Source organism: Roseibium sp. MMSF_3412 (genome assembly GCF_030733265.1).
In the GTDB taxonomy this organism is placed as follows: domain Bacteria; phylum Pseudomonadota; class Alphaproteobacteria; order Rhizobiales; family Stappiaceae; genus Roseibium.
In genome coordinates this window covers 101,278-126,744 of sequence record NZ_JASHJI010000019.1, presented here as the reverse complement: position 1 = coordinate 126,744, position 25,467 = coordinate 101,278, and the positions used below count along the sequence as shown (strand labels likewise).

At 61.3% G+C, this 25,467-nt stretch carries 20 protein-coding genes; 12 read left to right on the top strand and 8 right to left on the bottom strand.

The genetic code is table 11. From position 1 onward, the window contains the following. Positions 1–106 precede the first annotated feature (106 nt). The 10 genes from RBB49_RS24715 to RBB49_RS24670 all read left to right on the top strand — a co-directional run bounded on the left by RBB49_RS24715 (position 107) and on the right by RBB49_RS24670 (position 12,226). Positions 107–1,381, top strand: a complete 1,275-nt coding sequence (locus RBB49_RS24715; protein ID WP_306145582.1) for a hydroxymethylglutaryl-CoA reductase — start codon at positions 107–109, stop codon at positions 1,379–1,381. After that, the gene (locus RBB49_RS24710) at positions 1,378–2,310 is read left to right on the top strand and encodes a UbiA family prenyltransferase (RefSeq protein WP_306145581.1); all 933 of its coding nucleotides are present in this window, start codon (positions 1,378–1,380) and stop codon (positions 2,308–2,310) included. The genes RBB49_RS24715 and RBB49_RS24710 overlap by 4 nt, the downstream gene beginning before the upstream one ends. Continuing rightward, entirely contained in the window at positions 2,307–4,769 is a 2,463-nt protein-coding gene (locus tag RBB49_RS24705) for a PEP/pyruvate-binding domain-containing protein (RefSeq protein WP_306145580.1), read from the top strand. Before RBB49_RS24710 ends, RBB49_RS24705 begins: the two co-directional genes overlap by 4 nt. Then, positions 4,766–5,857 carry a DUF3419 family protein gene (locus RBB49_RS24700; RefSeq protein ID WP_306145579.1) on the top strand — a complete coding sequence of 364 codons (1,092 nt, stop codon included), beginning with the start codon at positions 4,766–4,768 and terminating at the stop codon, positions 5,855–5,857. The genes RBB49_RS24705 and RBB49_RS24700 overlap by 4 nt, the downstream gene beginning before the upstream one ends. Then, positions 5,854–7,155 carry a hypothetical protein gene (locus RBB49_RS24695; RefSeq protein ID WP_306145578.1) on the top strand — a complete coding sequence of 434 codons (1,302 nt, stop codon included), beginning with the start codon at positions 5,854–5,856 and terminating at the stop codon, positions 7,153–7,155. Before RBB49_RS24700 ends, RBB49_RS24695 begins: the two co-directional genes overlap by 4 nt. Further along, positions 7,152–7,952, top strand: a complete 801-nt coding sequence (locus RBB49_RS24690) for a hypothetical protein (RefSeq protein WP_306145577.1) — start codon at positions 7,152–7,154, stop codon at positions 7,950–7,952. Before RBB49_RS24695 ends, RBB49_RS24690 begins: the two co-directional genes overlap by 4 nt. Beyond that, entirely contained in the window at positions 7,949–9,388 is a 1,440-nt protein-coding gene (locus tag RBB49_RS24685) for an AMP-binding protein (RefSeq protein ID WP_306145576.1), read from the top strand. Before RBB49_RS24690 ends, RBB49_RS24685 begins: the two co-directional genes overlap by 4 nt. A gap of 130 nt (positions 9,389–9,518) precedes the next feature. After that, on the top strand, positions 9,519–10,415 hold the full coding sequence (locus RBB49_RS24680) for a DUF5996 family protein (protein ID WP_306145575.1): 897 nt from the start codon (positions 9,519–9,521) through the stop codon (positions 10,413–10,415). 24 nt (positions 10,416–10,439) lie between these two features. Then, positions 10,440–11,525, top strand: a complete 1,086-nt coding sequence (locus tag RBB49_RS24675; protein WP_306145574.1) for an enolase C-terminal domain-like protein — start codon at positions 10,440–10,442, stop codon at positions 11,523–11,525. A 53-nt stretch (positions 11,526–11,578) separates the two neighbouring features. Next, entirely contained in the window at positions 11,579–12,226 is a 648-nt protein-coding gene (locus RBB49_RS24670; RefSeq protein ID WP_306145573.1) for an RraA family protein, read from the top strand. A 12-nt stretch (positions 12,227–12,238) separates the two neighbouring features. Here RBB49_RS24670 and RBB49_RS24665 read toward each other — a convergent pair whose 3' ends face one another. Next, complete coding sequence (locus tag RBB49_RS24665; RefSeq protein WP_306145572.1) at positions 12,239–14,674, bottom strand: FAD-dependent oxidoreductase; 2,436 nt, start codon at positions 14,672–14,674, stop codon at positions 12,239–12,241. Between the two features lie 188 nt (positions 14,675–14,862). Between RBB49_RS24665 and RBB49_RS24660 the strand changes: the two genes are divergently transcribed. Next, the gene (locus RBB49_RS24660; RefSeq protein WP_306145571.1) at positions 14,863–16,380 is read left to right on the top strand and encodes a trimethylamine methyltransferase family protein; all 1,518 of its coding nucleotides are present in this window, start codon (positions 14,863–14,865) and stop codon (positions 16,378–16,380) included. A 22-nt stretch (positions 16,381–16,402) separates the two neighbouring features. Here RBB49_RS24660 and RBB49_RS24655 read toward each other — a convergent pair whose 3' ends face one another. Beyond that, entirely contained in the window at positions 16,403–17,377 is a 975-nt protein-coding gene (locus RBB49_RS24655; protein WP_306145570.1) for a LysR family transcriptional regulator, read from the bottom strand. Between the two features lie 308 nt (positions 17,378–17,685). Between RBB49_RS24655 and RBB49_RS24650 the strand changes: the two genes are divergently transcribed. Then, positions 17,686–19,233, top strand: a complete 1,548-nt coding sequence (locus RBB49_RS24650) for an ABC transporter substrate-binding protein (protein WP_306145569.1) — start codon at positions 17,686–17,688, stop codon at positions 19,231–19,233. 324 nt (positions 19,234–19,557) lie between these two features. On the opposite strand, the gene RBB49_RS24645 is transcribed toward RBB49_RS24650, so the two are convergent. The 6 genes from RBB49_RS24645 to RBB49_RS24620 all read right to left on the bottom strand — a co-directional run bounded on the left by RBB49_RS24645 (position 19,558) and on the right by RBB49_RS24620 (position 25,351). Then, on the bottom strand, positions 19,558–20,865 hold the full coding sequence (locus tag RBB49_RS24645) for a TRAP transporter large permease (protein WP_306145568.1): 1,308 nt from the start codon (positions 20,863–20,865) through the stop codon (positions 19,558–19,560). Further along, a complete protein-coding gene (locus tag RBB49_RS24640; protein WP_306145567.1) occupies positions 20,865–21,371 on the bottom strand; it encodes a TRAP transporter small permease in 507 nt (168 codons plus the stop codon). The genes RBB49_RS24645 and RBB49_RS24640 overlap by 1 nt, the downstream gene beginning before the upstream one ends. Positions 21,372–21,428: 57 nt before the next feature. Beyond that, positions 21,429–22,442, bottom strand: a complete 1,014-nt coding sequence (dctP, locus tag RBB49_RS24635) for a TRAP transporter substrate-binding protein DctP (RefSeq protein WP_306145566.1) — start codon at positions 22,440–22,442, stop codon at positions 21,429–21,431. 85 nt (positions 22,443–22,527) lie between these two features. Further along, positions 22,528–23,148: a 3-isopropylmalate dehydratase small subunit gene (gene leuD / locus RBB49_RS24630; protein ID WP_306145565.1), complete on the bottom strand. Its 621-nt coding sequence runs from the start codon at positions 23,146–23,148 to the stop codon at positions 22,528–22,530. Continuing rightward, on the bottom strand, positions 23,145–24,551 hold the full coding sequence (leuC, locus tag RBB49_RS24625) for a 3-isopropylmalate dehydratase large subunit (RefSeq protein WP_306145564.1): 1,407 nt from the start codon (positions 24,549–24,551) through the stop codon (positions 23,145–23,147). The genes leuD and leuC overlap by 4 nt, the downstream gene beginning before the upstream one ends. Continuing rightward, the gene (locus tag RBB49_RS24620; protein ID WP_306145563.1) at positions 24,548–25,351 is read right to left on the bottom strand and encodes a GntR family transcriptional regulator; all 804 of its coding nucleotides are present in this window, start codon (positions 25,349–25,351) and stop codon (positions 24,548–24,550) included. The genes leuC and RBB49_RS24620 overlap by 4 nt, the downstream gene beginning before the upstream one ends. Positions 25,352–25,467: the final 116 nt, after the last annotated feature.

The window sequence follows — 25,467 nt, the reverse complement described above, 5'->3', positions numbered from 1 at the left end:
GCTTTGGGGAATTTTTACAAAGATCCCCTAGGGTCGCAAACGAGTGACGATGCCCGTTATGGTATCGGTCAGCCGCCGACCAACCGATGGGAACACCTAGCGGAAAATGCCGATACCACCCAAGACCCAGCACTTTCTGAAAAAGCTGAAGGCAACTGCCGACCCAGTCGATATTGCCGCGCGCCTGGAACCGCGTGCCGACACGCCGCCGCCGCTGATGACATTGCCGAAGCCGTCCCGGTCTGCAATCGCCAGGATCTGGTCCCGCCTGATCAGGGCCGGCGTGCCGGAGACCGCCAGGACGATCCTCGCGGACGAGCAGACACTGACCGGGGCCGGGCACTATGTCGGCAATATCGAGAACATGATCGGGACCGTGAAGGTCCCCGTCGGCATTGTGGGGCCGCTTCGGGTCAACGGGGTCTTCGCACAGAAGGATTACTTCGTGCCGCTCGCAACGACGGAGGCCGCGCTCGTGGCATCCTATGCCCGTGGCGCCAAGGCGGTCGGCAAGTCGGGCGGGGTCAGTGTGGCGACATTGGGTGAAGGCGTTTTGCGTTCGCCGGCCTTCCGTTTCGCGTCGATCGCCGAGGCCGGTCTGTTCGTGGAATGGGTGATCGGGTCCGCGGAAAAACTTGTCGCCGCAGCCGAAAGCACGACCCGTCACGGCAGGCTTTTGTCGATCGACCCTGTGATCGACGGTGAACTTGTTTTCCTGATGTGCCGCTATGAGACGGGCGACGCTGCCGGCCAGAACATGGTGACGTTTGCAACGGAAGCCTTGTGCGAATACGCGCTGAAGTCCTCTCCTGTCGCACCGCGCTCCTGGTTTCTGGAAGCAAATTTCTCAGGTGACAAGAAGGCGAGTTTTCTCGGGGTCATGCTCGGCCGGGGACGCCGTGTCACGGCACAGGCCGACATTCCGGAGGATGTCGTTGAAGCGACGCTCGGGTCTCCAATCGACCTGATCCTGGAATATGGCCGTGTCGCCAATCTCGGTTCGCTCATGACGGGTCAGGTCGGGGCGCAGGCGCATTTCGCCAACGGACTGGCAGCTCTTTATCTGGCGACGGGACAGGACGTTGCCTGTGTTGCCGAATCCGCCGTCGGTTTCACCCGAATGGAGCGCAGCAGCACGGGTCTTCTTGTGACGGTGACCCTTCCCAATCTGATCCTCGGTACGGTCGGTGGGGGCACACAACTGCCGTCGCAATCCGCAGGCCTCGACATTCTCGGTCTGAAAGGGTCGGGCCACGCGCCGGCTCTGGCTGAAGTTGCAGCGGCCCTGTGTCTTTGCGGGGAGCTGTCGCTTACGGCTGCCGTGGCGGGCGGCCAGTTCGGCAGCGCACACAAACGCCTGGCGCGCGGAAAGACGCCATGACAGGCAGTCCCGAACGGGATGCGCCCCTTCTGGCGCGCTTGTGGATCTACCAGGGGGAGCGCTTTCCCCTGATCCAGACGGTTCCGCTCCTGGGCGCTTTTTCCGCAGCCTCCGTAACGGCATCGGCAAGGCTGGCCGGGCGGCCGCTGCCCGATATCGCAACCTATCTGGCCGCTTTCCTGATTGTCATGGTGTTTTTCTGGCAGATGCGGGCGCTGGACGAGGTCAAGGATGCGGAAATCGACCGGCGCTACCGGCCGGAGCGGCCGATACCGCGCGGCCTGGTGTCGCTGCGCCTGATCCTGTGGCTCGCTGCTCTGGCGGCAATACCTGCGGCCGCGGCCGCCTATGCGATGTCCCCGGGCGTGCTGATCCTGGTGATCATCGCCTGGGCATGGCTGGCTCTTATGGGGGTCGAGTTCTTTGTTCCGGCGTTCTTGAAAAAGAGCCCGGCGCTTTACCTGATTTCGCACATGGCGATCATGCCGTTGATCGATCTTGTTCTGACAGGATGCGAATGGGTGCCGGCGGGATCGGTGCCGGACGGCATCTGGACGTTTCTCCTGATGAGCTTCTGCAATGGCTGCGTTGTTGAATTCGGGCGCAAGATCTGGGCACCGGAGCAGGAGCGCGAGGGGGTCGAGACCTACAGTTCATCCTGGGGAATTCCCCGGTCTCTCACGGCCCTGGCGGCAATGACCGGGCTGGCGTTCCTGTCGCTCGTGATTTGCGGTTTCTATCTTGACCGGCCGTTGCTCACCACGCTTTGCGGACTGGTGTTTCTGTTGCCTTTCCTGTTTGTATTGGCCGACTTTTGGAAGACACCTGACAGCAGGCGGCAAAAACGGCTGGAGACCCTTTCCGGGGTTTGGGTGCTGGCATGCTATCTGATTGCTGCTTTCACACCGGTGCTTGGGGGGCAATCGTGACCGCTCTCGTCAGTTCGAAAGAGGCGCGCACAAAATCGTCGCAGGCCATTGGCGGCAAGGCTCTGGCCCTGGCCGAACTCGTCAGCGAAGGCTTCCGCGTGCCGCCTTTCTTCGTCATCCCCTCGGATCATTTCCAGGAAGGCGTTCTCGGCGAGGATCTGAAGTCCGCGATTGGCGATGCATGTGCCACGCTGGCTGGTTCGCGTTTTGCCGTCCGGTCCTCCGGTGCTGCCGAGGACGGGGTAGCCGAATCCCATGCGGGCCAGTTCCTGTCGCGCCTCGACATATCCGCCGCCGATGTTCCGGCCACAGCCGAGGAGGTTTTTGCATCCGGGCTTGGCGACGGCGTGACGGCCTATCGCGCCGCGCGCGGGATAACGGACAAAAACATGCCGTCGGTGATCGTGCAGGCGATGGTCGATGCCCGGGCGGCCGGGGTCGCATTTGCCGCCGACCCGGTGTCGGGCCGGCGCGACCAGATCCTTGTCACCGCCACCGAAGGCCTTGGCGATGCTCTCGTCTCCGGTGAAGTGAGCGGCGAGGTCTGGCGGTTTTCCTTTCCCCGGATGGAAACGCTCCATCGCCCAGGTGGCACAAGTGCCCTGTCGGAGGACGACGCACGCGAGATCGCCCGGCTCTGCGTCGCGGTGAGCGAGTTAAAGAACACGCCGCAGGACATCGAGTGGGCGTATGCGAAGGAAACGCAGGAGCCATACCTGCTTCAGGCCCGTCCGATCACGACCCGCATCCTGCCTGCCGGGGTTCCGGAAACGCGCCTGCTTGTCTTCGACAATTCCAACATCGTCGAAAGCTATCCCGGGATCGTGTCGCCGCTGACCTACAGTTTTGCGGTCGCGGCCTATGCGCGCGTCTACCGATCCTTCCTTCAACTGATCGGAACGCGTGCCACCGTGATCAGGGACCATGCCACGGAGCTGGACAACATGCTCGCCCGCATCGACGGGCGCATGTACTACAATCTGGGCAACTGGTACCGGCTGTTGTCGCTGCTGCCGTTCTTCTCCAGCAACCGCCAGCACATGGAAACGATGATGGGGGTCGCCGAGCCGCTGCCGGAAGAAGTCATGGCCGGCATCGCGCCTACGACGGGTCTGGCATCAGGGGCAAAGATGGTCGGGAAGCTGGCTCTGTCCGCTCTTCGCCTGAACGCGATAAAGTCCCGTTTCATGAGCCGGGTGACCAGTACGGTGCCGCCGCGCCGGCAGTGGACGGCATTGAAACAGCGCCCGCTCTCTGAACTCGCTGCGGAATACAGAAGGGTTGAAGCTGCACTTCTGGACGACTGGGACGCGCCCATCGTCAACGACTTTCTCTGCATGATGGCCTTCGGCGGATCGCGGTCGCTCCTGCTCCGGTGGGCGGGAGAGCCGGGTCTCGCTCTGCACAACGATGTCATGATCGGCCAGGGGGATATCGTGTCCGCCGAACCGGCCCGCCTTATCCGGCAGATGGGCGAGCGTGTACGCGCAACACCGGGCACTGCAGATATCCTGGCATCGGGCGACGGAGACGCGATCTTTGCCCTTCCAGAGATCGGAACGCTCCTGAAGGACTATCTGGACAAGTTTGGCGACCGGCGCATCGGCGAGCTGAAACTCGAGGAACCGACGCTTGATGAAGCACCCCTGCCTTTGTTCCGTGCAGTGACGGCGGCCGCGACCCGGTCCGGAGCGGAACCGGAACGGACGCAAGCGGATGCCGAACTGGACCGGCTGTTCAAGGGCCGTCCGCTGAAACGCCGTCTGGCGCGATGGGTGCTGGCTTATGCCAAGGCGCGGGTAAGGGACCGCGAGAACCTGCGTTTTGAACGGACACGGATTTTTGGCTATGCGCGCCGCGTGTTTCTTTCCATGGGAGATTGCCTGGCAGCAACCGGCCATCTGGAAGCGCCGGAGGACGTCTTTTTCCTGACGGTCGATGAACTGCTGGCCGCGGTCGAGGGTTCTGCCGTAAATTCAGGGATCGCCGATCTCGTCGCATTGCGGCGCAAGGATCAGGAAAATGCGGCCCGCCTGCCGGATCCGCCTGAACGTATTCTCGTTCGCGGATCGGTGCTCGATAGCGCGGGCCGATTGGCAGTGGTGACCGGTACCGGTGAGACGGGGATTGACGCGAATGACCGTCAGCGCAAGGGAACCGCTTGCGGGGGCGGCATTGTCCAGGGAACGGCGCGGGTCGTGCACGATCCGGCCGAGGAGCAGGTTCAGCCGGGAGAAATTCTTGTTGCACGCCACACGGACCCGGGCTGGATCTCCCATTTCGCCAATGCCGCCGCCGTAATCGGAGAACGCGGCAGTGTCCTGTCCCATTCTGCAATTGTCTCACGAGAGCTGGGTATTCCCTGCGTCGTCGCGGTGCCGGGCGCCTGCGACTGGATAAAAACCGGAGATCGTCTCGAAGTGGACGGTTCCGCAGGCTGGGTGACAAAGATCTCATGACCGCATCCATTGACCAGCGTGCCAGTTTCGAGGCGATCCGCTACGCCCAGGCGTGGGAAGATGCGGATGTTCTGCTTGGTGCCTTCCATAACCGGCCGGGGCAGCGCTTCCTCTCGATCTGCGCGGCCGGAGACAATGTTCTGGCGCTGCTGCTCATGGACCCGCGCGAAGTTGTGGCAGCGGATCTTTCCGACGCGCAGATTGCCTGCCTGCGCTTGCGCATCGCCGCCTGCCGAACGCTCCCGCATGAGGCGTTTCTGGAACTTTTCGGGGCGCGTCCGTCCTCGCGCAGGCGGGAAATGCTGAGCGACGTGCTGGCGGCATGCGACGCGCAGACCCGGGCCTTCTGGCAGGCGCTGGAGCCACAGGTCGTGGAACATGGTGCGGGCAATGTCGGCAAGTTCGAAAACTATTTTCGCCTCTTCCGCCGCTATGTTCTGCCGCTGATCCACGCAAGGTCGACTGTCGAGAGCGTGTTCGAAAAACGCGACAGGGCCGCACGCGTCCGGTTTTTCGAGGATCGCTGGAACAATCGCCGCTGGAACCTGTGTACCAGCGTGTTCTTTTCCAGGACCGTCATGGGGTGGCTCGGCCGCGATCCGGCTTTTTTCGATCATGTGGAGGGCAGTGCCGGCGCGCATGTCCGCAGCAAGGTCCGTTTTGCCGCCGTCGATCAGGATCCGAGCGAAAACCCCTATATGCGCACCGTCCTGACCGGCCGCAGCGCCGATGTCCTGCCGACGGCATGGCGCGGAGAAAACTATAAGGCGATCGCCGGTCGGGTCGACAGGATATCCGTCGTGAAGGGTCCTGTGCAGACAGCCGCCGACGGGCCCTTCGACGGCTTCAATCTGTCCGATATCTTTGAATACATGTCCGTCGACGAGACAGCGACGATTTACGCGGAGCTGTTCGAACAGGCAGCGCCTGACGCACGGTTTGTCTACTGGAACATGATGGCGCCGCGTTCCGCGCCATCGGCACTTGCGGGCCGTGTGGCAAGGCTCCCGGATCTGGAAGCGGAGCTCAAGCAGATCGACAAGGCCTTCTTTTATGCCGACCTGATTGTCGAGGAGAGGATGTCTTGACGGCTCAGGTCCTGATCGCCATTGCCTCCGTCGTCGCACTCTTCGCGCTGGCAACGGGCATTCGGCGGATTGCCGGCCGGTTTGTCATCGGCGCTGAAAGCCAGCGCAAGGCGGTTCATGTCGGCGTCGGCCTTCATGCCATGCTTTTGCCGCTTCTGCTCAATCGGGAGGGGTTTCTGGTCTTTGCCGCACTGGCTGCTGCAGCCCTGCTGGTGCTGCGCATGCCGGGGGTTGCGACGGACGGTATTGGAGCATCGCTCCATTCCGTGCAGCGCCGCTCCTGGGGTGACTTTCTGTTCCTCGTCGCCGTGACGCTGCTTTTTGTCCTGTCAGCCGGACACCCCGCTCTCTACACGCTGCCCATTGCCGTGCTCACCCTGTCGGATGCCGCCGCCGCTCTGGTCGGCACCAAATACGGCCAGCTCAGGTTTGGCGGCGACGACCGGATCAAGAGTGTCGAGGGCAGTGTCACTTTCCTGGTCGTGACCTGGATCGTCGCCGTTGTCATCTTGCAGTTCGGCACCGGGATCCCGCGTGCGAACGTCATCTGGCTCGCGACCCTCGTGGCGCTGTTCGCCACCTATGTCGAGGCCGACAGCTGGCGTGGACTGGACAACCTGTTCGTTCCCGTCGGCATCTTTGTGCTCCTGAGAACCTGGTCGGAGTCTGCCCCGGTCATGCTGGCGGTCATCACGCTTGTCTGGCTGTCACTTCTTGTGGCCGCACACGTTTATGCGCCGCGTGTCGGCATGACACCGCACGCGGCCAGAATTGCTCTGGTTGCGTTGATCCTGTCAACGATTGCCGCGTCCCCGATCAATTCCGTTTTGCCGGTCATGGCCTTCTTTGCGGCAATGATGGCAAGATCTGCCGTCGAGGACACCGAACCGGTTCTGGATTTCGTGGCGACGCTGGTTCTGACCGGTGTCATCTGGCTTTTGACTGGCAATGTCTTCGGGGATAATGCGGCCGCCTATTACTCGGCCACGTTCGCGGCGGTCGGGTCAGGTTATGTCGCATTTGCGCTAAGGGGTACCCGTTTTCGAATTCCGGGCGGAGCTGCAGCCGCTGCTGTGTTTCTTTGTGTTTTTTGGTTCCTGCTGCCCCACATCATCAACTTCATCGGCTGGGAACCCGAGATCCCCTTGCTGCTGGTTGCCGGAATTGTCACGATCGTCACGCTTTTGAGCGAAGTCCTTCGGCCGAAGTCCCTGGGCAATCGGAACCCGGGCCTTCGGCTGGCCATCACCGCACTGGTGATGCTTCTTCCCGTTTATGTCTATGAGGTCCTGTCATGACGACGCAGCCAGAGATCTACCGTGATGTGCCTGCCTGGAAAGACATGCGTACAGCCGCAATCGGAACGGGGGCATTTGCCGATGCTGAAAGCGGGGCCGCCTATTTGCAGGAGACCTGCGAGACGCTGCGCGCCGAGGGGTTCGAGGCGGTCGTCGGTCCCATGGACGGATCGACCTGGGGGACCTACCGCCTTCAGACCTGGTCGGACGGCAGCCCGGCATTCCTGATGGAACCCGCCGGTGGTCCCGATGATCTCATCGCATACGAAAAGGCGGGCTTCGAAATCGCCGAGCTGCATGTTTCAGCGACGGCAACGCCCGGGTCGCGTGGTTTCGAGGACAAGGTTCCCGGCGTCTCGGTCGAGAACTGGAACGGCAAGGATCCCGAAGCGCTGCTTGCCGGTGCGCATGCACTTGTGATGGAAGGCTTTCGGTCGACGCCTTTTTTCACACCTGTGCCGCAGACCATGTTCCTGGAGCGCTACGGGCCGCTGCTGGCGCATGCCGATCCGCGCTTTATCCTGCGTGCCCTCGACAAGGACGGAACCCTGCGCGGGCTGACCCTCGCGTTTCCCGATCCGATGCGACAGGGCGCGATCGTGTTGAAAACCTATGTCGGAACCGTTCCGGGCGCCGGGCGCGCCATGGCGGATCGTATTCACGCCCTGTCAGGTGAACTCGGCTTCACGGAAGTTGTCCATGCATTGATGCGCTCCGGGATCGCATCGGAAGCGCAAAGCCGGAAATTCGGCGGCACCGTGTTTCGCCGCTATGCCCTGATGGGCCGCCTGCTGTGAATCTCATTACCGACTTCCTGCGTGAGGCGCGGCACCATCCCGAACGCATCGCGATCATCGACAGGTCGGGCACGGCGATCAGCTACGCAGACCTTGAAAGAAGATCGTCGCGCCTGGCGGCAGCTTTTGCCGCAAAGGGTATCGGCAAGGGAGACAGGGTGCTCGTCGGAACCTTTCCCGGCATCGGTCTTTATGCAGGCCTCGCCGCACTCTGGCGGCTGGGTGCGGTGGCGGTCTTTCCGGAACCGGCAATGGGTCTTGCAGGTTTCCGGCATGCCGCAAGCGCCGCGCAACCGGTGGCACTCTTTGCGAACTGGAAAATCGGCCTGCTGTCTCGCCTCCTGCCGGAGACCCGGCGCATTCCGCAGAGACTGTCCCCCGATGCTCTCAATGCCGGCTCTCTTGACCACTGCGAAACACTTGAGCCGCCGGAGCCTGCGCTTATCTCCTTTACCAGCGGCAGCACGGGCCTGCCCAAGGCGATCGAGCGCTCCCATGGCCTCATGCGGGCACAGCACACGGCCCTGGCACCGCTGATTGCCCCTGGTGATGGTATCGAGACCGACATCGTCGCCTTCCCTGCCTTTGTCCTGACATGTATCGGGCATGGCGGCACTGCGGTGATGCCGAACTGGAACCTGCGCCGACATGACAGGACGCCTGCGGACACGGTCTTACGGCTGGCGGAAGAAACCGGGGCAACACGGCTTCTGGTTCCGCCGGTTGTCGTCGAGCGGTTGCTCCGGACCCGGTTGCCAAAATCCGTCAAGCGGGTGATGACCGGCGGCGGGCCGCTTTATCCGGACGTTGCGCGCCGCTTTCTCGATGCCAACCCGCACATGGGTCTGACGGTGGTCTACGGATCGACGGAAGCTGAACCCATTTCCCATGTGCATCTGGAAGAGCTGAGCGATGCCGACTGGGATACCGCAGCGTCCGGCAAGGGCCTGCCGGTCGGAACACCTGTTGACGAAGTGTCACTGAAATTCGTCGACAACGAGATCCTGGTCGCCGGCCCGCATGTCAATCGCGGTTATCTCGACCCGGCCCGGGACCGCGAAACCAAACGTGTCGAAGGCCAGACTGTCTGGCACCGCACAGGCGATGCCGGCCATCTGGACGAGCAGGGCCGCCTCTGGCTGCTCGGAAGACACAGCGCGTCGAACGAGGACTATTCCGCCTTTGCGATCGAAATCGCGGCACGCCTCTGGCCGGGCGTTTCCGGGGCGGCCTTTGCCGTTGATCCGGACGGAGCGCCGGTCCTGTTTCTGGCAGGAGAGGCGCATCATCAGGAGCTGTGGCGTGAGCGCCTCCAGCAGCTTGGAGACATCAAGTTGCAGATCGTCGGCAAGATACCCATGGATCGCCGGCACCGGTCCAAGCCGGATACGGCGAAGTTGCTCGCGCACCATTCACCGCGCTCCGGTCGGACCTGATCCTCTCCCGGTTGTCGCGTCAAAACACCTTGTCAAAAGTCTTCCATGATCTGGACCCGGGCAGATGACAATCTAGATGTGCATGGAAGACATGTTTCTATCGCGCCCTGAACGGCAGGAGATCCGCTCGATGATCACGCTTCCACCGCTTCCCTATGCTGACTGGTCCGATACCAGGGATACGCTCCATCTGTTTCTGCAAATCATCGGGAAAATCAGGCTGAAAGCCCATCCCAAGCTGAACCACTGGTGGCATGTCACTCTCTATCCGCATGTGCGCGGCCTGACGACGGGACGGGTTCCTTATGAGGACAGCGGATTTGAAATTCTCTATGACATGTTCGACCACGAGGTCATCGTCAGCCGGAACGACGGACGGCGATCCTCTTTTGCGGTTCCGGGCCTGACGGTGTCGCAATTCTACGAGACACTGTTTTCGCATCTGGGTGAACTCGGGATTACCGTCAGCATTGTCGCGGTTCCCTATGACAACAAGTCGAAGATCCCGTTCAGGGAAGATGACGCGCCACGTGCGTATGATGCGGCGGCGGTGTCCGCCTTCTGGCGTGCGCTGTGCGCGATCTCGGGCGTGTTTGAGGGCTACCGGTCCCGCTTCGTCGGCAAGCAGACCCCGGTCCAGCTCTACTGGCATTCCTTCGATCTGGTGGTGACGCGCTTTTCCGGGCGCGCCCATCCGCTCGAAGGCGGGACACAGTCGGACAGGGAAGCCTATTCGCACGAGGTCATATCAATCGGTTTCTGGCCGGGTGATGACAGCTTCCCCGAAGCCGCGTTCTACGGCTACGCCTATCCGGAGCCGGAGGGAATGAACGCGGCACCGCTCGAACCTGCAAACGCCTTCTGGGCGGACAAGAACGGTGGCGCACTCGCAATCCTCAAATATGACGACGCCCGCAGCGCAGCGGACCCGGACGAGGCAATCGCCGCATTCCTTGAAAGCCTCTACGACGGCGCGGCGCATAAGGCGCACTGGCCCGTTGAGGAGTTGAACCACATTTACCGCTGAAGCGCCTGATCATAGGATAACCCGATGAGCGAATCGCATCCCGTCATTTCGAGTTTCCGCGTCAGACCTGTGCTGGCACCGCTTGCAATTCCGCACAAGACCGCGTCCGGAACCCTGGAAGCCGCGCCCCTGGTGCTGATTGACATCACGTCAAATGATGACGTGACCGGCTCGGCCTACATCTTCGCCTATACGCCTGCGGCGCTTGAGCCTCTTGCGGTTCTGACACGGAACATCATCGACGGGTTGTCTGGTCAATCCGGTGTCCCGGCAGCCGCGAACACCCTGCTGGATGCACGGTTCCGCCTGATCGGCAATCAGGGCCTGGTTGCCATGGCGATTGCCGGGATCGACATGGCCCTGTGGGACGCAGAAGCGAAACGCGCCGGAAAGCCGCTGTCATTGCTGCTCGGGGGCAGCCATGATCCCGTGCGTGTTTATGACAGCCTCGGTCAAATGCCGCCGGACGAAACCGCACGGGAAGTGGAAACCTCATTGGAGCGCGGCTTTCGCGCTTTCAAGATCAAGGCGGGGCATCCCGACGTCGGTGTCGATGTTGCCGTGATCCGCGCGATCCGCAAGGTTGCTGGGCCGGAGGTCTGGGTCGCGGCCGACTTCAATCAGGCGTTCGGGGTGGACGAGGCGGTGCGCCGCATGAAGACGCTCGACGACGAGGGCCTTGCGTGGATCGAGGAACCCGTTCACGCGACCGACCACGACGGACATGCCGCCGTGCGCGCAGCGATCCGGACACCCGTTCAGACGGGCGAAAACTGGTGGGGTTTCCCGGATATGCGGAAATCGCTCGCCGCAGAGGCGTCTGATTTAGCCATGCCGGATGTCATGAAAATCGGCGGCGTCACCGGCTGGCAGGCAGCGGCCCGACTTGCGCAGGAGAAATCCGTTCCTGTCGCGAGCCATCTTTTCCTGGAGATTTCCGCCCATCTTCTGAATGCGACACCGACCGCCATGATCCTGGAATGGTTCGACGTTGCAGGAACCCTCCTCTCCAGCACACCGGCCGTGAAAGACGGTCATACCGTTCCGTGGAGCGAGCCGGGCATTGGCATCGTCTGGAATGAAAATGCGATTTCGAAACTGACCGGGTGATCCCACACCCGGCAAAAAATTGCCGCCGCGCGCGGCGCATCAGGAAAACCGGCATGAGCGTGACAATCAACACCGCAGCGGCGACGCTGACCTCCGAAGAAATCGAAGCCTGGCGGGAGATCGCCGTCAGCATTGCCGTTGATCTTTTGCCCGACTGTCAGATCGATCCGGCAATCCGCCCGCAAACATTCGGCGGCCAACCCTTGCGCCTTTTGGGAACGGCCCTGACCGTGGCCGTTTCACCGCCGGACTTTGGAGCCGTCATTCATGCGCTTGATCACGTGTGCCCGGGCGACGTTCTGGTGATCGCAGCCGGCGGCCAGACGGACAATGCGATGATCGGTGAAATTCTCGGAGGTCACCTGAGGGAAAAAGGGTGCGCCGGCATCGTGGTCGATGGCGCGGTACGCGACATAGATGTTCTGGGGAACTGGCCTGATTTTCCCGTCTTTTCGCGCAGCATCACGCCGCGCGGTCCGGTCGGGGCGGAGGCAGGTGAAGTCAACGGTTCCGTCAGTTTCGGCGGGTGCACGATCAACCCGGGTACCCTTGTCATGGGGGACCGCGACGGCCTGATTGCCATACCGCCGGAGCATGCGCGCGCACGCCTTGACGATGCCCGTGCGAAACTGGCTCTTGAAGACAACTGGATCAAGGGCCTCAGGAGCGGCACACCGGCAACGGAGGTTTTCGGGCTGTAGAATCTGCAGGCGTCAGCTCCGCAGGCGCGAGAAATCCGGATCGTAAGGGCTGGCAGGAATGACGGTCGCATCTGTCAGGTCGCCGCACAGATCGAGCTGCAACCGTGTTCCCGCCTCGGCCAGATCCGGATCCACAAAGGCATAAGCGAGGTTCATGCCCACCCGGTGCCCCCAGTCGCCGGACGTGACTGTGCCCACCACCTTGCCGTTCCGCATCAGCGAGGCGCCGCCCGGCGCAGGTGCGCGGGCCGTCTCCACCTGCAGCGTAACCATCTTCTTCGTCGGCCCCTTTGCCGCCAGAGCCTCCAGGGCAGACTTGCCGACAAAATCGCCTTTCGACATTTTGACGAAGCGGTCGAGACCGTTCTCGAACGGATCGAACTCTGTCAAGAGGTCCGCCTTCCAGTGGAAGAAGCCCTTTTCCATGCGCATGGACTCGACCGCTCGAGCGCCGAAGAGAGACAACTTGAACGGTTTTCCCGCTTCGCGGATCGCAAGATAGGCCGCGTAAAGCGATGCATTCGGGACGTGAATTTCGTAGGCAAGCTCGCCGGAAAAACTCACGGACATCACGGTTGCCGGCGCAATTCCGATGAAACATTCCCGCACGCTGAGCCAGGGGAACGCCTCCCTGGACCAGTCGCCGCGCGTGCAGGCTGACAGGACCTTGCGCGCATTCGGACCGGCGAGAACAAGGATCGTCTGATCGTTGGTCAGGCTCCGGATTGCAACGTCCTCGCCGTCGCGCAGGTGCGCCGTCAGCCAGTCCATATCGTGGGATTCGCTGGCGGCGGCCGACCCGTACCACACCCGGGCCGGGCCGCGGTCACTGGCGGGCAGATTGGCAAATGTTGCCTCGCATTTGATCCGGCCATGATGATTGAGCAGGTATCCAAGCCCGACCCGACCGTCGCGTTTCGGCACGGCGCCGCAGGCAAGCCTGTCAAGGAAGGCATGCCGGTCGGCTCCGGTGATCTCGAACCGGTTGAAGCCATTGACCTCGCACAGGCCGACATTGTCCCGAACGTTTTCCACTTCGCGTTTCACCATGTCGAACGCCTCGTCGAAATCGAAGCTCAAGCTGGGGTGAAAGTCGGCGCCGGGCTTGATGTAGTCGACGCGTTCCCAGCCATTCACCACCGTGAACTCCGCGCCTTCGGCGGCCAGCACCGGCGTAAGGGGTGTTGTTTTGGCCGGCCGGCCTGCCGGGCGATGCTCGTGGGGAAAGTGGAAACGGAATTCGTTCTGATAATCCTCGATCGCCTTGAGAGCGGTCAGCTCCACATTGGCGTGGCCGGTGAACCTGCGCGGGTCCAGGCACCACGTGTCGTAGCAGGCTTCGCCGTGGACGATCTGCTGGGCCAGCAGCCAGCCGTGACCGCCGCCTTCGCCGAGCCCGGCGCGCAGCCCGATGATGCAAAAGGCATTGCGCTTGCCCGGGATGGGTCCGACCAGCGGAGCGCCGTCGATCGTATAGGTGATCGGACCGTTGATCACCGACCGGATACCGGCCTCCATCAGCGCAGGCATGCGGGCAAAAGCCCCTTCCAGGACATCCGTGATGCGATCGAGATCGTCCGGGCAGAGCGCATTGACGAAATTCGGATCGATGCCGTCCATGCCCCAGGTCTTGCAGCCCTGCTCGTAGAAACCGATCAGCAGGCCGTTTTTCTCCTGTCTGCAGTAATAGTCGCTGATCGGGCAGCGGATGAGCGGCATGCGGTGCCCCGCCTGAACGATCTCCGGGATGTCCTCCGTCAGGAAATACTGGTGTTCCATGGACGCCACCGGATGATGAACCTGCATCATCGCCGCGACCTCGTTGACCCGGTAGCCACAGGCGTTCACCACGATGTCGCAGTCTATGTCGCCATGTTCGGTATGCACGGTCCAGGTGTCGTCCCGATGCTGTGTCAGTGCGGTAACGGGTGTGTTCCTGTAGACTTCGGCGCCGGCTTTTCTGGCGTGAAACGCCAGTGCCTGGCACAGTTGCGCCGGATCGATGTCGCCATCGAGCGGGTCCCAAAGCCCGCCCAGAAGGTTGTCCGTGGAGACCAATGGATGCCGCCTTGCGCATTCCTCGGCATTGATCACTTCGAAGTGCACATCCATCCCGCGGGCCATGGAGGCAAAGTGCCGGTAGCCCTGCATCTGCGCTTCCGTGTTGGCCATGCGGATGCCGCCGTCGCCGTGATGGTAGTTGATCGGGTATTCCGGGTTCTCGGCGAGTTCCTTGTAAAGCCGGATGGAATGCGATTTCAGGCCGACCATAGTCTGGTTCATTCCGAAATTCGTCACCTGGGCTGCGGAGTGCCAGGTCGTGCCGCTGGTGAGTTCGTTGCGCTCCACAAGAACGACGTCGTTCCAGCCTTCGCGGGTCAGGTGATAGAGGGTCGAACAACCGGCTATGCCACCGCCGATGACAACGACTTTGGTGCGGGATTTCATGAAACGTCACTCCGGGCTTTCAGTGAAGTCGCATAGAGCCCAAGACCGGGTCAGGTCACAATACGGTTTTCATCAAATTCGAAAATTTCGAAATATAGCGCTCAATTATTTGAAGTGACGCTATTTCTGTTGCGCGAAATCGGAGCATCACCTTCAGTGGCGCAGCAACTGATTTGGGAGAATGTCACATGAGCGGTGCCCGCGCGAAACGGGGAGGCAGGAAGGAACGCCTGGCGATGCGGGCCGCCAAGCCCCTGGTTGATCCGTGCCCGCCTGGCCAGGCGGGGGGCAGATACAAACCGCTTCTGGAAGATGAGCTGCAACAGGTCTACCGCACGGCTCTGGATCTCTTGAGCCGGCTCGGCATGGGTGAGGTTCCCGGTCGTCTGAAAACGGACCTCCTCGCGGCAGGGGCTCAAGAGGCAGGACATGACCGCGTCGTGATCCCGGTTGACCTTGTTAAAGACGCCGTCGCTTCGGCTGCCAGGACCTTTACGTTTCACGGCCGAGACCCGGAAAGGTCCATCACCGTCGGCGGCAGCAAGGTCTATTTCGGCACGGGCGGTGCGGCGGTCCAGACACTCGACATGGAGAGCGGTCTTTACCGACCGTCGACGCTTGAAGACCTGCACAATTTCACCCGGCTTCAGGACGTGCTGCAGAATGTCAGCTGGTTCACGCGCTGCTGCGTGGCAACGGACGTGCCCGACACCTACGATCTGGACGTGAACACGGTCTATGCGCTTCTCAAGAACACGACCAAGCCGGTCGCAACCTCGTTTACGCTTCCCGAGCATGTCGAGCCGATTGTCGGCATGCTCGACATTGCGGCGGGTGGCGACGGCGAATTTGCCAAGCGTCCCTTTTTGAAGGCGCATATCAGTCCGGTCATCTCGCCCTTGCGCTATGGCGAGGATGCCGTCGGTGTCGTCTACGAGTGCATAAAGCACAACATTCCGATGTCCTGTATCACCGCCGCACAGGCCGGGGCGACTGCGCCCGCAACGCTGGCCGGATTTCTGGCGCAATCGCTTGCTGAAACGCTTGCAAGCCTCGTGATGGTTCATGCAATCAGGCCCGGCTTTCCGATGATCTTTTCCAACTGGCCGCTTGTGATCGATCTGAGAACCGGCGCGTTTTCGGGCGGGGGCGGCGAGACCGCCGTTCTGAACGCGGCGTCTGCCCAGTTGACCAACTGGCTGGGTCTGCCTTCAGGCGTTGCCTCGTCAATGACCGACGCCAAGGCAATCGATGCGCAGGCCGGGGTGGAAAAGGGCATCACATCGCTCGCTGCCGCGCTGGCCGGGGGCAATCTCATCTATGAGAGCTCCGGCATGACGGCATCGCTTCTGGGGGCCAGCTTCGAGGCATTCGTGCTGGATGACGAGATGCATTCCCTGACCTATCGCGCCCTCAGGGGCATCGAGGTAAGCCAGGAGACGCTCGCCTTTGACGCGATCTGCGAGGCGGTGCTGGGCGAAGGCCATTTTCTCGGCGGGCAGAACACCTATCAGGCCATGGAGCGCGATTATTTCTATCCCTCGCTGGCTGACCGGGACGAACCGAGGACCTGGGCTCAAAATGGTGCACAGGACGCATGGTCGCGCGCGCGCATTCGCGCCGGCAAGATCCTGGCAAGACACCGCCCGGCCTACCTGTCGCCTGAGCAGGACAGAACCATACGGGACCGTTTCAACATCCTCTGACACCGTGAGACCGCTTGAGCGGTCAGTCGATCAGCTTCAGGCTGTCGTGCAGCCAGGGCGTCCTCTGGAAAAAGGGTTGCAGCAACGTGTCGTCGATGAGGGTCCTGATGCTCTCGTCGACAAGATTGAGCACCGATCTGGAGCAGTCGGCATTGGCGAGGATCGCCAGCGTGCGGGCAAATCCCTTTCCCGGAAACCGGTGCATCTCGACATCGGGGTGGAAGCGCCGGGCCCGTGAGAAAAGCAGCGGCGTGGTGATCGTCCAGCCCGTTCCTGCCGCCACCATCGCCAGCAGTGTCTGATTGTTGCCGCATTCGAAGCGGTGCGGCGGTGAAATATCCATGCGTCTCAGCTGGGCTTCGATATGCTTGGCCATGACAAGGTTGCTGGTGAACCTCAGAAACGGCAGATCTGCCTTGCCGTGAATGACGTCGGTCGGTGTCCTGTCCAGACCCTTGGGCACGACCATGACGTAAGGATCGCGCAAAAGCGGCCGTTCGATGAAATCGCGCAGGCGTTCGCTCGACGTTGCCGCGACACCGATGTCGAGCTGCCGGTTGCGCAGCATCTGCACGATCATGTGGCTGGAATCGGTGTGATAAAGGAAGTCGCAATTCGGCATCGCCTCGAACAGTGAAACCGCGAGTGCCGGAATGATGTCGCTGTCGAAGTCTTCGATGGTGCCAAGCCGCAGGTAGCTCGCCTCGGCCATGTTCCCGCCGGCAGCTTCCGCCCTCGCCCGGCGCAGCGCGTGCAATGCATCGTCAATGTCACGCAGGAAAATCTTGCCTTTCGGCGTCAGCACAAGGGGCCGCCGGGAGTGGTCGAACAGCTCTACGCGCAGCGTTTCTTCCAGATTGCGCAGATGGTGGGAAACAGTGCTCGCCGACAGGCCGGTCTCTGCCGCAACCGACTGAAGAGAGCCGCTGCGTGCGCACATCTGGAAAAGCTCCAGTCCCTTGAGACTGAGGTCCTTGATGTCAGGGCGTTGCGGCATGGGTGTTCCGGGCGCTCATCATTACAAAAATTTATGCTGATTTTTTCGAATTTGTACTGCAAACTTTTCGAAAATTCTTGGCGTTCCTGTTTTTGTTGGAGAAAATGGGGAAGCGTTGTAGGAATTATATTCACAGGGCCGAAAAGGTCTGAGCGAAAATCAGAGGTGAGAAAACAACAAGCAAAAAACAAATACGTTCGTCCTGTGATCAATCAGCAAAATGTCTGGGCGCGATTGGACTGGATAACGTCAGCAATAAGATCAAGTTCCGAGAGGGGAGCCATAATATGAGTGATGGAAAGTTTTCAATGAGTTCAATGAACCGCCGCCGGTTCCTGCAGACAACCGGCGCTGCCACCGTGATGGCCGGCAGCACGCTGTCGCTGACAGGCACCGCGAAGGCCGCACCCAAACGCGGCGGCACGCTGCGCGTCGCCAAGGGGCACGGACAGACCACTGACACGCTGGATCCGGGCACATGGGAACATGGCTTCGTGATCGCGCTGGGCTATGGTTATTGCGGTTACCTGACCGGCGTTGCGCCTGACGGTTCGGTCGAGCCGCAGCTTGCCGAAAGCTGGGAAGCGGACGATGAAGCAAAGGTCTGGCGCTTCAAGCTGCGCCCGGGCATCACCTTCCATTCCGGCAAGTCCGTCACGCCGGAAGACGTGATCGCGTCGATCAATTTCCACCGTGGCGAAGATTCGACATCTGCCGCCAAGCCGTTGCTGGCCGCCATTGACGATATCACCGCCGACGGTGACACGGTCGTCTTCTCGCTGTCGTCCGGCAGCGCCGACTTCCCGTTCACCTTCACCGACTACCATCTGCCGATCCAGCCGGCAAAAGACGGCTCCGTTGACTGGAAGTCCGGCGATGGCGCAGGCCCCTACAAGCTGACGAATTTCACGCCGGGTGTCTCCGCGACGCTCACGCGAAATGAAAACGACTGGAACAGCGATCGCGGTTACTTCGATAAGATTGAACTGCTGGCCATCGTTGACCTGAACGCGCGCACGACCGCTCTGATCTCCGGCGACGTGCATGTCATCGACAAGCTGGACCTGAAGACAATCGGTCTGATGGGGCGTCGCCCCGGCCTGACGATCCACGAGGTTGCCGGCAATCAGCACTACACGTTCGCCATGTCCACCAACAAGGACCCGTACACGGACAGAAACGTGCGCCTTGCGCTGAAGCATGCCGTCAATCGTCAGGAAATGGTCGACAAGATCCTCTTCGGTTACGGCGCGGTTGGTAACGACCACCCGATCGGACAGGGCCAGCAATACTTCAACAGCGAGCTGGAGCAGCGCACCTACGATCCGGACAAGGCCAAGTTCTACCTGAAGGAAGCCGGTCTCGACAGCCTGTCGGTAACCCTGTCTTCAGCCGACGCAGCTTTCCCGGGTGCGGTCGATGCAGCTGTTCTGTTCCAGCAATCGGCAAAGGATGCGGGGATCAATCTGGAAATCAACCGCGTGCCGAATGACGGCTACTGGTCGGATGTCTGGATGAAAGATCCGTTCACCGCTGTTTATTGGGGTGGCCGTCCGGTCGAGGATGCCATGTTCTCGACAGCTTACGCCAAGGGCGTCGCCTGGAACGACACCTTCTGGGACAATGACCGGTTCAACGAACTGCTGGTCACAGCACGCGCCGAGCTCGACCCGGACAAGCGCCGCACGATGTACTACGAAATGCAGTCTATCGTGAACGAGGACGGCGGCGTGATCATTCCGATGTTCGCGAACTACGTCTTTGCGACGTCGAACGACATCGTTGTCAGCGACAGCATGGCCTCGAACTGGGACATGGACGGCGAGCGCTGGATGGAGCGCTGGTCCTTCGCCTGAACCTGACAGCTTTGAATGAGAATGGGGCGGGATTTCCCGCCCCATTTTTTTGTCTTCGTCTAGGTGCTGGACTCATAAATGAGGCCGAAATGGTTTGAGGTGGCTTGCTTCTCGTCAAGGAGCGGAAGCGCAGGAAATGTGGAGGATTTTCAAGCCTTTCGCAACGCGGAGGAGGCGCAAGCCGGTCAAATCCGAAGGACATGGAAATGGCTTCCGCCCGTGGCGTCAGCGTGCTTGACCGGGCAAAAGCCCGCTCCGCACACCCTTCCTGACGGGATTTCGCCATTTCGCATGCCATTTCAGTCTCATTTATGGGTCCAACACCTAAAGCCCCGGCAGCCAAAGCGCGATTTGCGGGAACAGCACCAGAAGCGCGACGAGCAGCAGCGAACAGCCGATAAACGGGAATGCGGACGTATAGATCTCGCGCATGGTCGTTCCGGGTGGCGCCACGCCCTTCATCACAAACAGCAGCAACCCGAACGGCGGCGTCGTGAAGCTGATTTCCAGCGCGAGCAGCATGATCAGTCCGAACCAGATCGGGTCGTAACCGAGATTCATCGCCAGCGGGAAGAAGATCGGCACGGTCAGGAGCATCATGGAAATTTGCTCCATGAACATGCCGAGAAGCAAGAGCACCGCAAACATCACCAGCAGCATGGCAATCGGGGCCAGTTCGAAGGATATGGCCCAGTTCACCAGGCCGCGCGATGCCCCGGAGAACGCCAGCAACTGGCTGAATGTCGCCGAGCCGAACACGATCAGGTACGCCATCAGCGTCACCTTGAGCGCACCGGTCACGGACTTGCGCATCGCCTCCCATGTCAGGCACCGGAACACCGCCGCAAGGATCAGAACGCCGAGCGCGCCGAAAGCGGCCGCTTCCGACGGCGTTACGAAGCCATTGATCATCAGGATGATGATGACGACCATGACGCCGACCATCGGGACGACTTCACGCAGAAGCAGCGCAATCTTGCTCGCGAAGGACATCGGCTCGACGTCATAAGCGGGTGCCGCGGTCGGATCGAGTTTCGTCTGCAGCCAGATCGTGCCGATATAGAACCCGGCAAGGATCAGCCCGGGTATGACCCCGGCAATGAGCAGGGCGCCGACATCGATCTGCGCCAGCGTGGCGAGCAGGACCGCAAGCGCCGAAGGAGGAATGATGATCGCAAGGCCGCCCGTACCGAGGATCGGGCCGATGCTCATATGCGATTTGTAGCCGCGCTGGCTCATCTCCGGAACCATCAGCGACCCGAGCAGGGCCGTGGAGCCCATGGACGAGCCGGACAGGGTTGAAAAGGCCGTGCCGCCGAGCACGGTGACATAGCTCAGCCGGCCCGACAGCCGTCCGAGCAGCTTGTCGATGGCGTTGAACATGCGCCCGCCCAGGCCGGTATGAAAGAAGATCTCGCCCATCAGCAGGAAAAGGGGGATCGGAACAAGCGCGAATTTGGTCAGCGATCCGAGACCGTTGTTCAGGAGCTGACCGATCCCGCGTTCGCCGCCCATGAACACCCAGGCTCCAACGATATTGGCGGCCAGGAACGCAAGCGCGACCGGCATGCCCATCGCCATCAGAAAAACGATGACACCGAGCAGGAGGGCGAGAGCCTCGTACCATTCCATTATTCGTGTATCCCCGCTTCACCGGTATGCATCAGCTCAGAACCGACGACGAAGCGCATGAACTCGACCGCCATCAGGCCGAAGCTCAGCGGAAAGGTGACCGTCAGCAGCCAGCGCGGGTAGTAGTAGGCGCGGGTGTCGTAGTCGCCGCGCTCGATGTTCTTCAAAAACAGTTCCAGGCCCTTCCAGGCCAGGATGACGCAAACGAGCACGCAGGCCAGCGCGACGAGGCGGCTGACGACATGGCGGGGGCCTTCCGGCAGGGCGGAAGTAACCAGCTCGATATGCACGTGGCCCTTTTCGCGCACCAGCCACGGGGCGCCGAGCATGGTCATGTAAAGGAGTCCGTATTCGGACGATGTGAACAGCCATGCGAAGGGCTGCAGCCCGAGATTGCGCATCAGAACGGAGATGACGACGGACACCATCAGCCAAACCAGCGTTGCGCCTGCAAACACCGCCATGGCGTCAATCACATGCCCGTAAATCCTGGAAACAGCCTTCATGCATCAGCCCCGGGGTCACGCGTGATCAGGCCCGCCGGAGGCGGGCCTTTCATTTCCTTATTTTGCTGAATCGAGATCGTAGAAGAGTTCGATCAGCGTGTCGTAATTGTCGGTCCCGCCCGGCTGTTCCGCCATGAGGCCCTTCATGCGTTCCCAGGTCTTCTCACGCGCGGCGGCCAGGTAATTGGCTTTCGCCTCGCCTTCCAGGGAGACGACCGTCATGCCGGCGGCTTCCAGAGCGGCGAAATCCTCGTCGCGCTTGGAGCGCAGGGCCTCAACGCTGTCCTTCTCGTGCTGGATCGCGACGTCCTGCAGGATCTTCTTGGATTCGTCCGACAGCGAGTCCCACTTCTCCAGGTTGACGATCACGCCAAGGTCCGTGGAAAAGAAGCAGGGCTCGATCCGGTAGTTCAGGAATTCGTTCCATTTCAGGTCGATCAGGCCGATCTGCGTCCAGCCGGTCGCATCGACGACGCCACGCTGAAGGGCGGAATAGACCTCACCGGTCGGCAGGTCGATCACCTGTGCGCCGAGGTAGTTGGTGAAGAATGCGTTGTAGACATTGTTGCCGCGCAGCTTGAGGCCTTCGACTTCCAGGTTGCCGTCCGCGTCGAACGTCGGCGCGTTGCGGGTCCACAGGTTGTAGCAGACGCCGCTGTCAAACCAGCCGAGATACTTCAGGCCCATCTTTTCCTGATGGATCTTGTCGATCAGTTCCGTACCGCCATTCTGGCGGGTTTCGACTGCGGTCAGGTTGGACGCGACCATGGCGTCCTTTTCCGGCAGCGCACCGCCATAGAACGAGCCCGGCGTGTAGACCATGTCGACGATGCCGTCCCGAACGGCGTCGGGCTGCTGGAACATGCCGATGGCTTCCGGTCCGCCGCGCACCTCGATCTGCACGACGCCCTTGCCGGCCTCGTTCACCTTGTCGACGAAGGACAGGAAGCTTTTGGTGTAGATCAGCGTTTCGGGAAACGCGTGAACGGCGGTGATCTTGTCTTCCGCCTGTGCGGACGCTGCCATCAGCGCCGATCCGGCAACAAGGCCGGCGAATATCATCCTCATCATTTTCTCTCTCCACTTCACAGGATGGCTTTTTGCCTTTTTCCTCTGGTTGTTCAGGCTGTGCCCTGATGCATTGCGCTCTTTCTTTTCAAGAGCCGGTTCGTTCCGTGACTGGCCGGACCCATGGTGCATGGCTGTCCAGCCTCCGTTTGTGTTGCCCGATCGCCGCTGCATGCTGCATCGTCAGGTCGATGTCGTCCCAGCCGTTGATCAGTTTTGTGCGCCGGCCCGGGTCGATCTGAAAGCCGATCGTTGTGCCGTCGATGCTGATGTGACGGGCATCCAGGCACACATGCGCGGGTCTGGAAGCGTCCCCCAGCGCGCGCAGCAGCAATTCGAAATCCGCGTCCTGGATGAGCGCGGGCAGGAGCCCGTTGTTCACGGCGTTGCCCGAAAAAATGTCGCCGAAACTCGGCGCGAACACAGCCCGGATACCTGCATCGACAAGTGCATAGACAGCCGCTTCGCGCGAGGACCCGCTGCCGAAATTGCGCCCGGCAACGACAATTGACGTGTCCTTGTGCCGGTTCAGCGGGAAATGAGGATGCTCACTGCCGCTCTCGTCCCTGCGCAGATCATGCAGCAAAAACCGCCCGTAGCCCTCGCTGCGTGGTGTCGACATGAAACGCGACGGGATCAGTTGATCCGTGTCGATGTTGTGAAAGGGCAAGGCAACGGCCTGTCCGCTGTGCTTTGTCCAGCCGCTCATATCGCCCGTCCCTTCAAAAGAGGACGCACGTCCGTGATCGTGCCGGTGACGGCCGCAGCGGCCACCATGGCAGGAGACATCAGATGGGTCAGTGCCCCGGGGCCTTGCCGTCCCCGGAAATTCCGGTTTGTCGAGGACGCGCAGCGCTTGCCCGGTTCCACGAGATCGCCATTCATGCCGACGCACATGGAACAGCCGGACGCGGCCCATTCAAGACCGGCATCGATGAAGATCCGGTCGAGTCCTTCCTGCTCTGCCTGTGTCTTGACGAGCGCGGACCCGGGCGAAACTAGGCCGGAAACCTTGGCCCTGCGTCCGGACAAGACGGCTGCGGCATGCCGGAGGTCCTCGATCCGTCCGTTTGTGCAAGAGCCAATGAATACCTGATCCACGGGCGTGCCTTGGATCGGATGTCCCGCCGGAAGTCCCATATAGTCCAGTGCATCGCGGACCGCCTGTGCCTTGCCATTGGCGAGCGTTTCCGGATCAGGGATGGTGGATGTCACCGGGATGGCGTGTTCCGGGCTGGTTCCCCAGGTAACGGTCGGCGCAATCTCGCTTCCGTCAAGGTGGATGTCCCGGTCGAACTCCGCATCCTCGTCCGATGCCAGTTCCGACCAGTCGTTGAGGGCGGCTTCCCAGGCCAATCCGCGCGGGGCATGGGCGCGTCCCTTGACGTAGGCGAAGGTTGTTTCATCCGGCGCGATCATCCCGAAGCGCGCACCGCCTTCGATCGACAGATTGCACAGGGTCATACGGCCTTCCATCGACAGGCTGCGAACGGCACTGCCGGCGTATTCGATGGCATGTCCCTGGGCACCATCCGCGCCGAGCCTGGCGATCCAGTTGAGCGCGATGTCCTTTGCGCTCACGCCCGGGCCAAGCTCCCCGTCGATGCTGATGCGCATTGCGGCGGGCTTTTTCTGCCAGATCGTCTGTGTCGCCAGGACATGGGCAACTTCCGTTGCGCCGATCCCGAAAGCGAGCGCGCCGAACGCACCGTGGGTGGACGTGTGGCTGTCGCCGCAATTGATCAAAAGGCCGGGCAGGGTCAATCCCTGCTCAGGTCCGACCACGTGGACGATCCCCTGTCCGGGATCGCGAAGATCGAACAGCTTCAAGCCGTGATTTGCTGCGTTCTTGCGCAAGGTGTCAATCATGTACGCAATCTGTGGCGCAAGTCCCTTGTCCCGTTCCCGCGTGGGGGCGTAGTGATCGACGACCGCGAAGGTCAGCTCCGGTTCGGCCACTGAGGCCTTGCGTGCCGCCAGCTTGGCGAAGGCATGATGCGAGCCTTCGTGAACGAGATGCCGGTCGACCCACAACAGGGATGACCCGTCTTCGCGCAGCACGATTTCATGCGCAGACCACAGCCTGTCCAGAAGTGCGCGCGGTGCCGTCATGCGCTCTCACCCGCCGGTTTGCCGATTGCGGGTTCCCAATGGCGGGTGTTGCCGTCACCGACCCTGGTGAGCGGCATTTCAAGCCGGAACATGTCGGGCCGGTAGAGCCCTGACAGATATTCGACACCGTTGCCGTTGATGTCCCTGACCACCCGTCGCAGCGACAGCAGGGGCGAGCCGACGGCAATCCCGAGTGCTTCGGCAACATCGGGGCCGGCGAGCGTTGCCGAGACCGATTGGTGCGCGTCCTTGATCTGGACCCCGCTCAGCTCCAGCAACTTGAAAAGAGGTGTTGTTGCCAGATCGTTTTCGGAATAGTTCGCGGCGATCGTGGCAGGCACATAGGTTGTCAGATGCGAGAACGGGGTGCCGTCGGTGCTGCGCACGCGCGTTGCGATCTGCACCTGCTCCTTTGCGTCGAGCCTCAGCGCGCTGGCAACGAATTCGGGCGCGGGTCCGTAGGAGAACGACAACAGCCGCGCTGTTGTGGTCTGCCCCATTTCCACCAGCTGGGGCATCAGCGTGGCAAGGTTCATGGCCATCGGCTTTTCCCGCTGGCCCGACGTGCGCACCGTCGTACCGCTGCCGGCGCGGCGGACGATCAGCCCGGCTTCGGAAAGCGAATCCAGCGCCTTGCGAATGGTCACGCGGGAGACGCCGAACAGTTCGGCAAGCTTTTGTTCGGGGGGAAGGTTCTTGCCGTCTTCCAGCCGCCCGTCCGCGATCTGATCGCGCAGGGACAGATAGACCTGCCGCGCCTTGGCCCCTTCCGGAAGCAGCGATTTTGCAGGCTTGTTCACGACGGAATTTCCTCCCTGATCCTCGCATAATGTTATCGCCGGTTTTAAAAAGATCAAGCTTCGGTACGATTGATTTGTCTTTTTCTGTCTTAACAACATATACAAATTAGTATTAT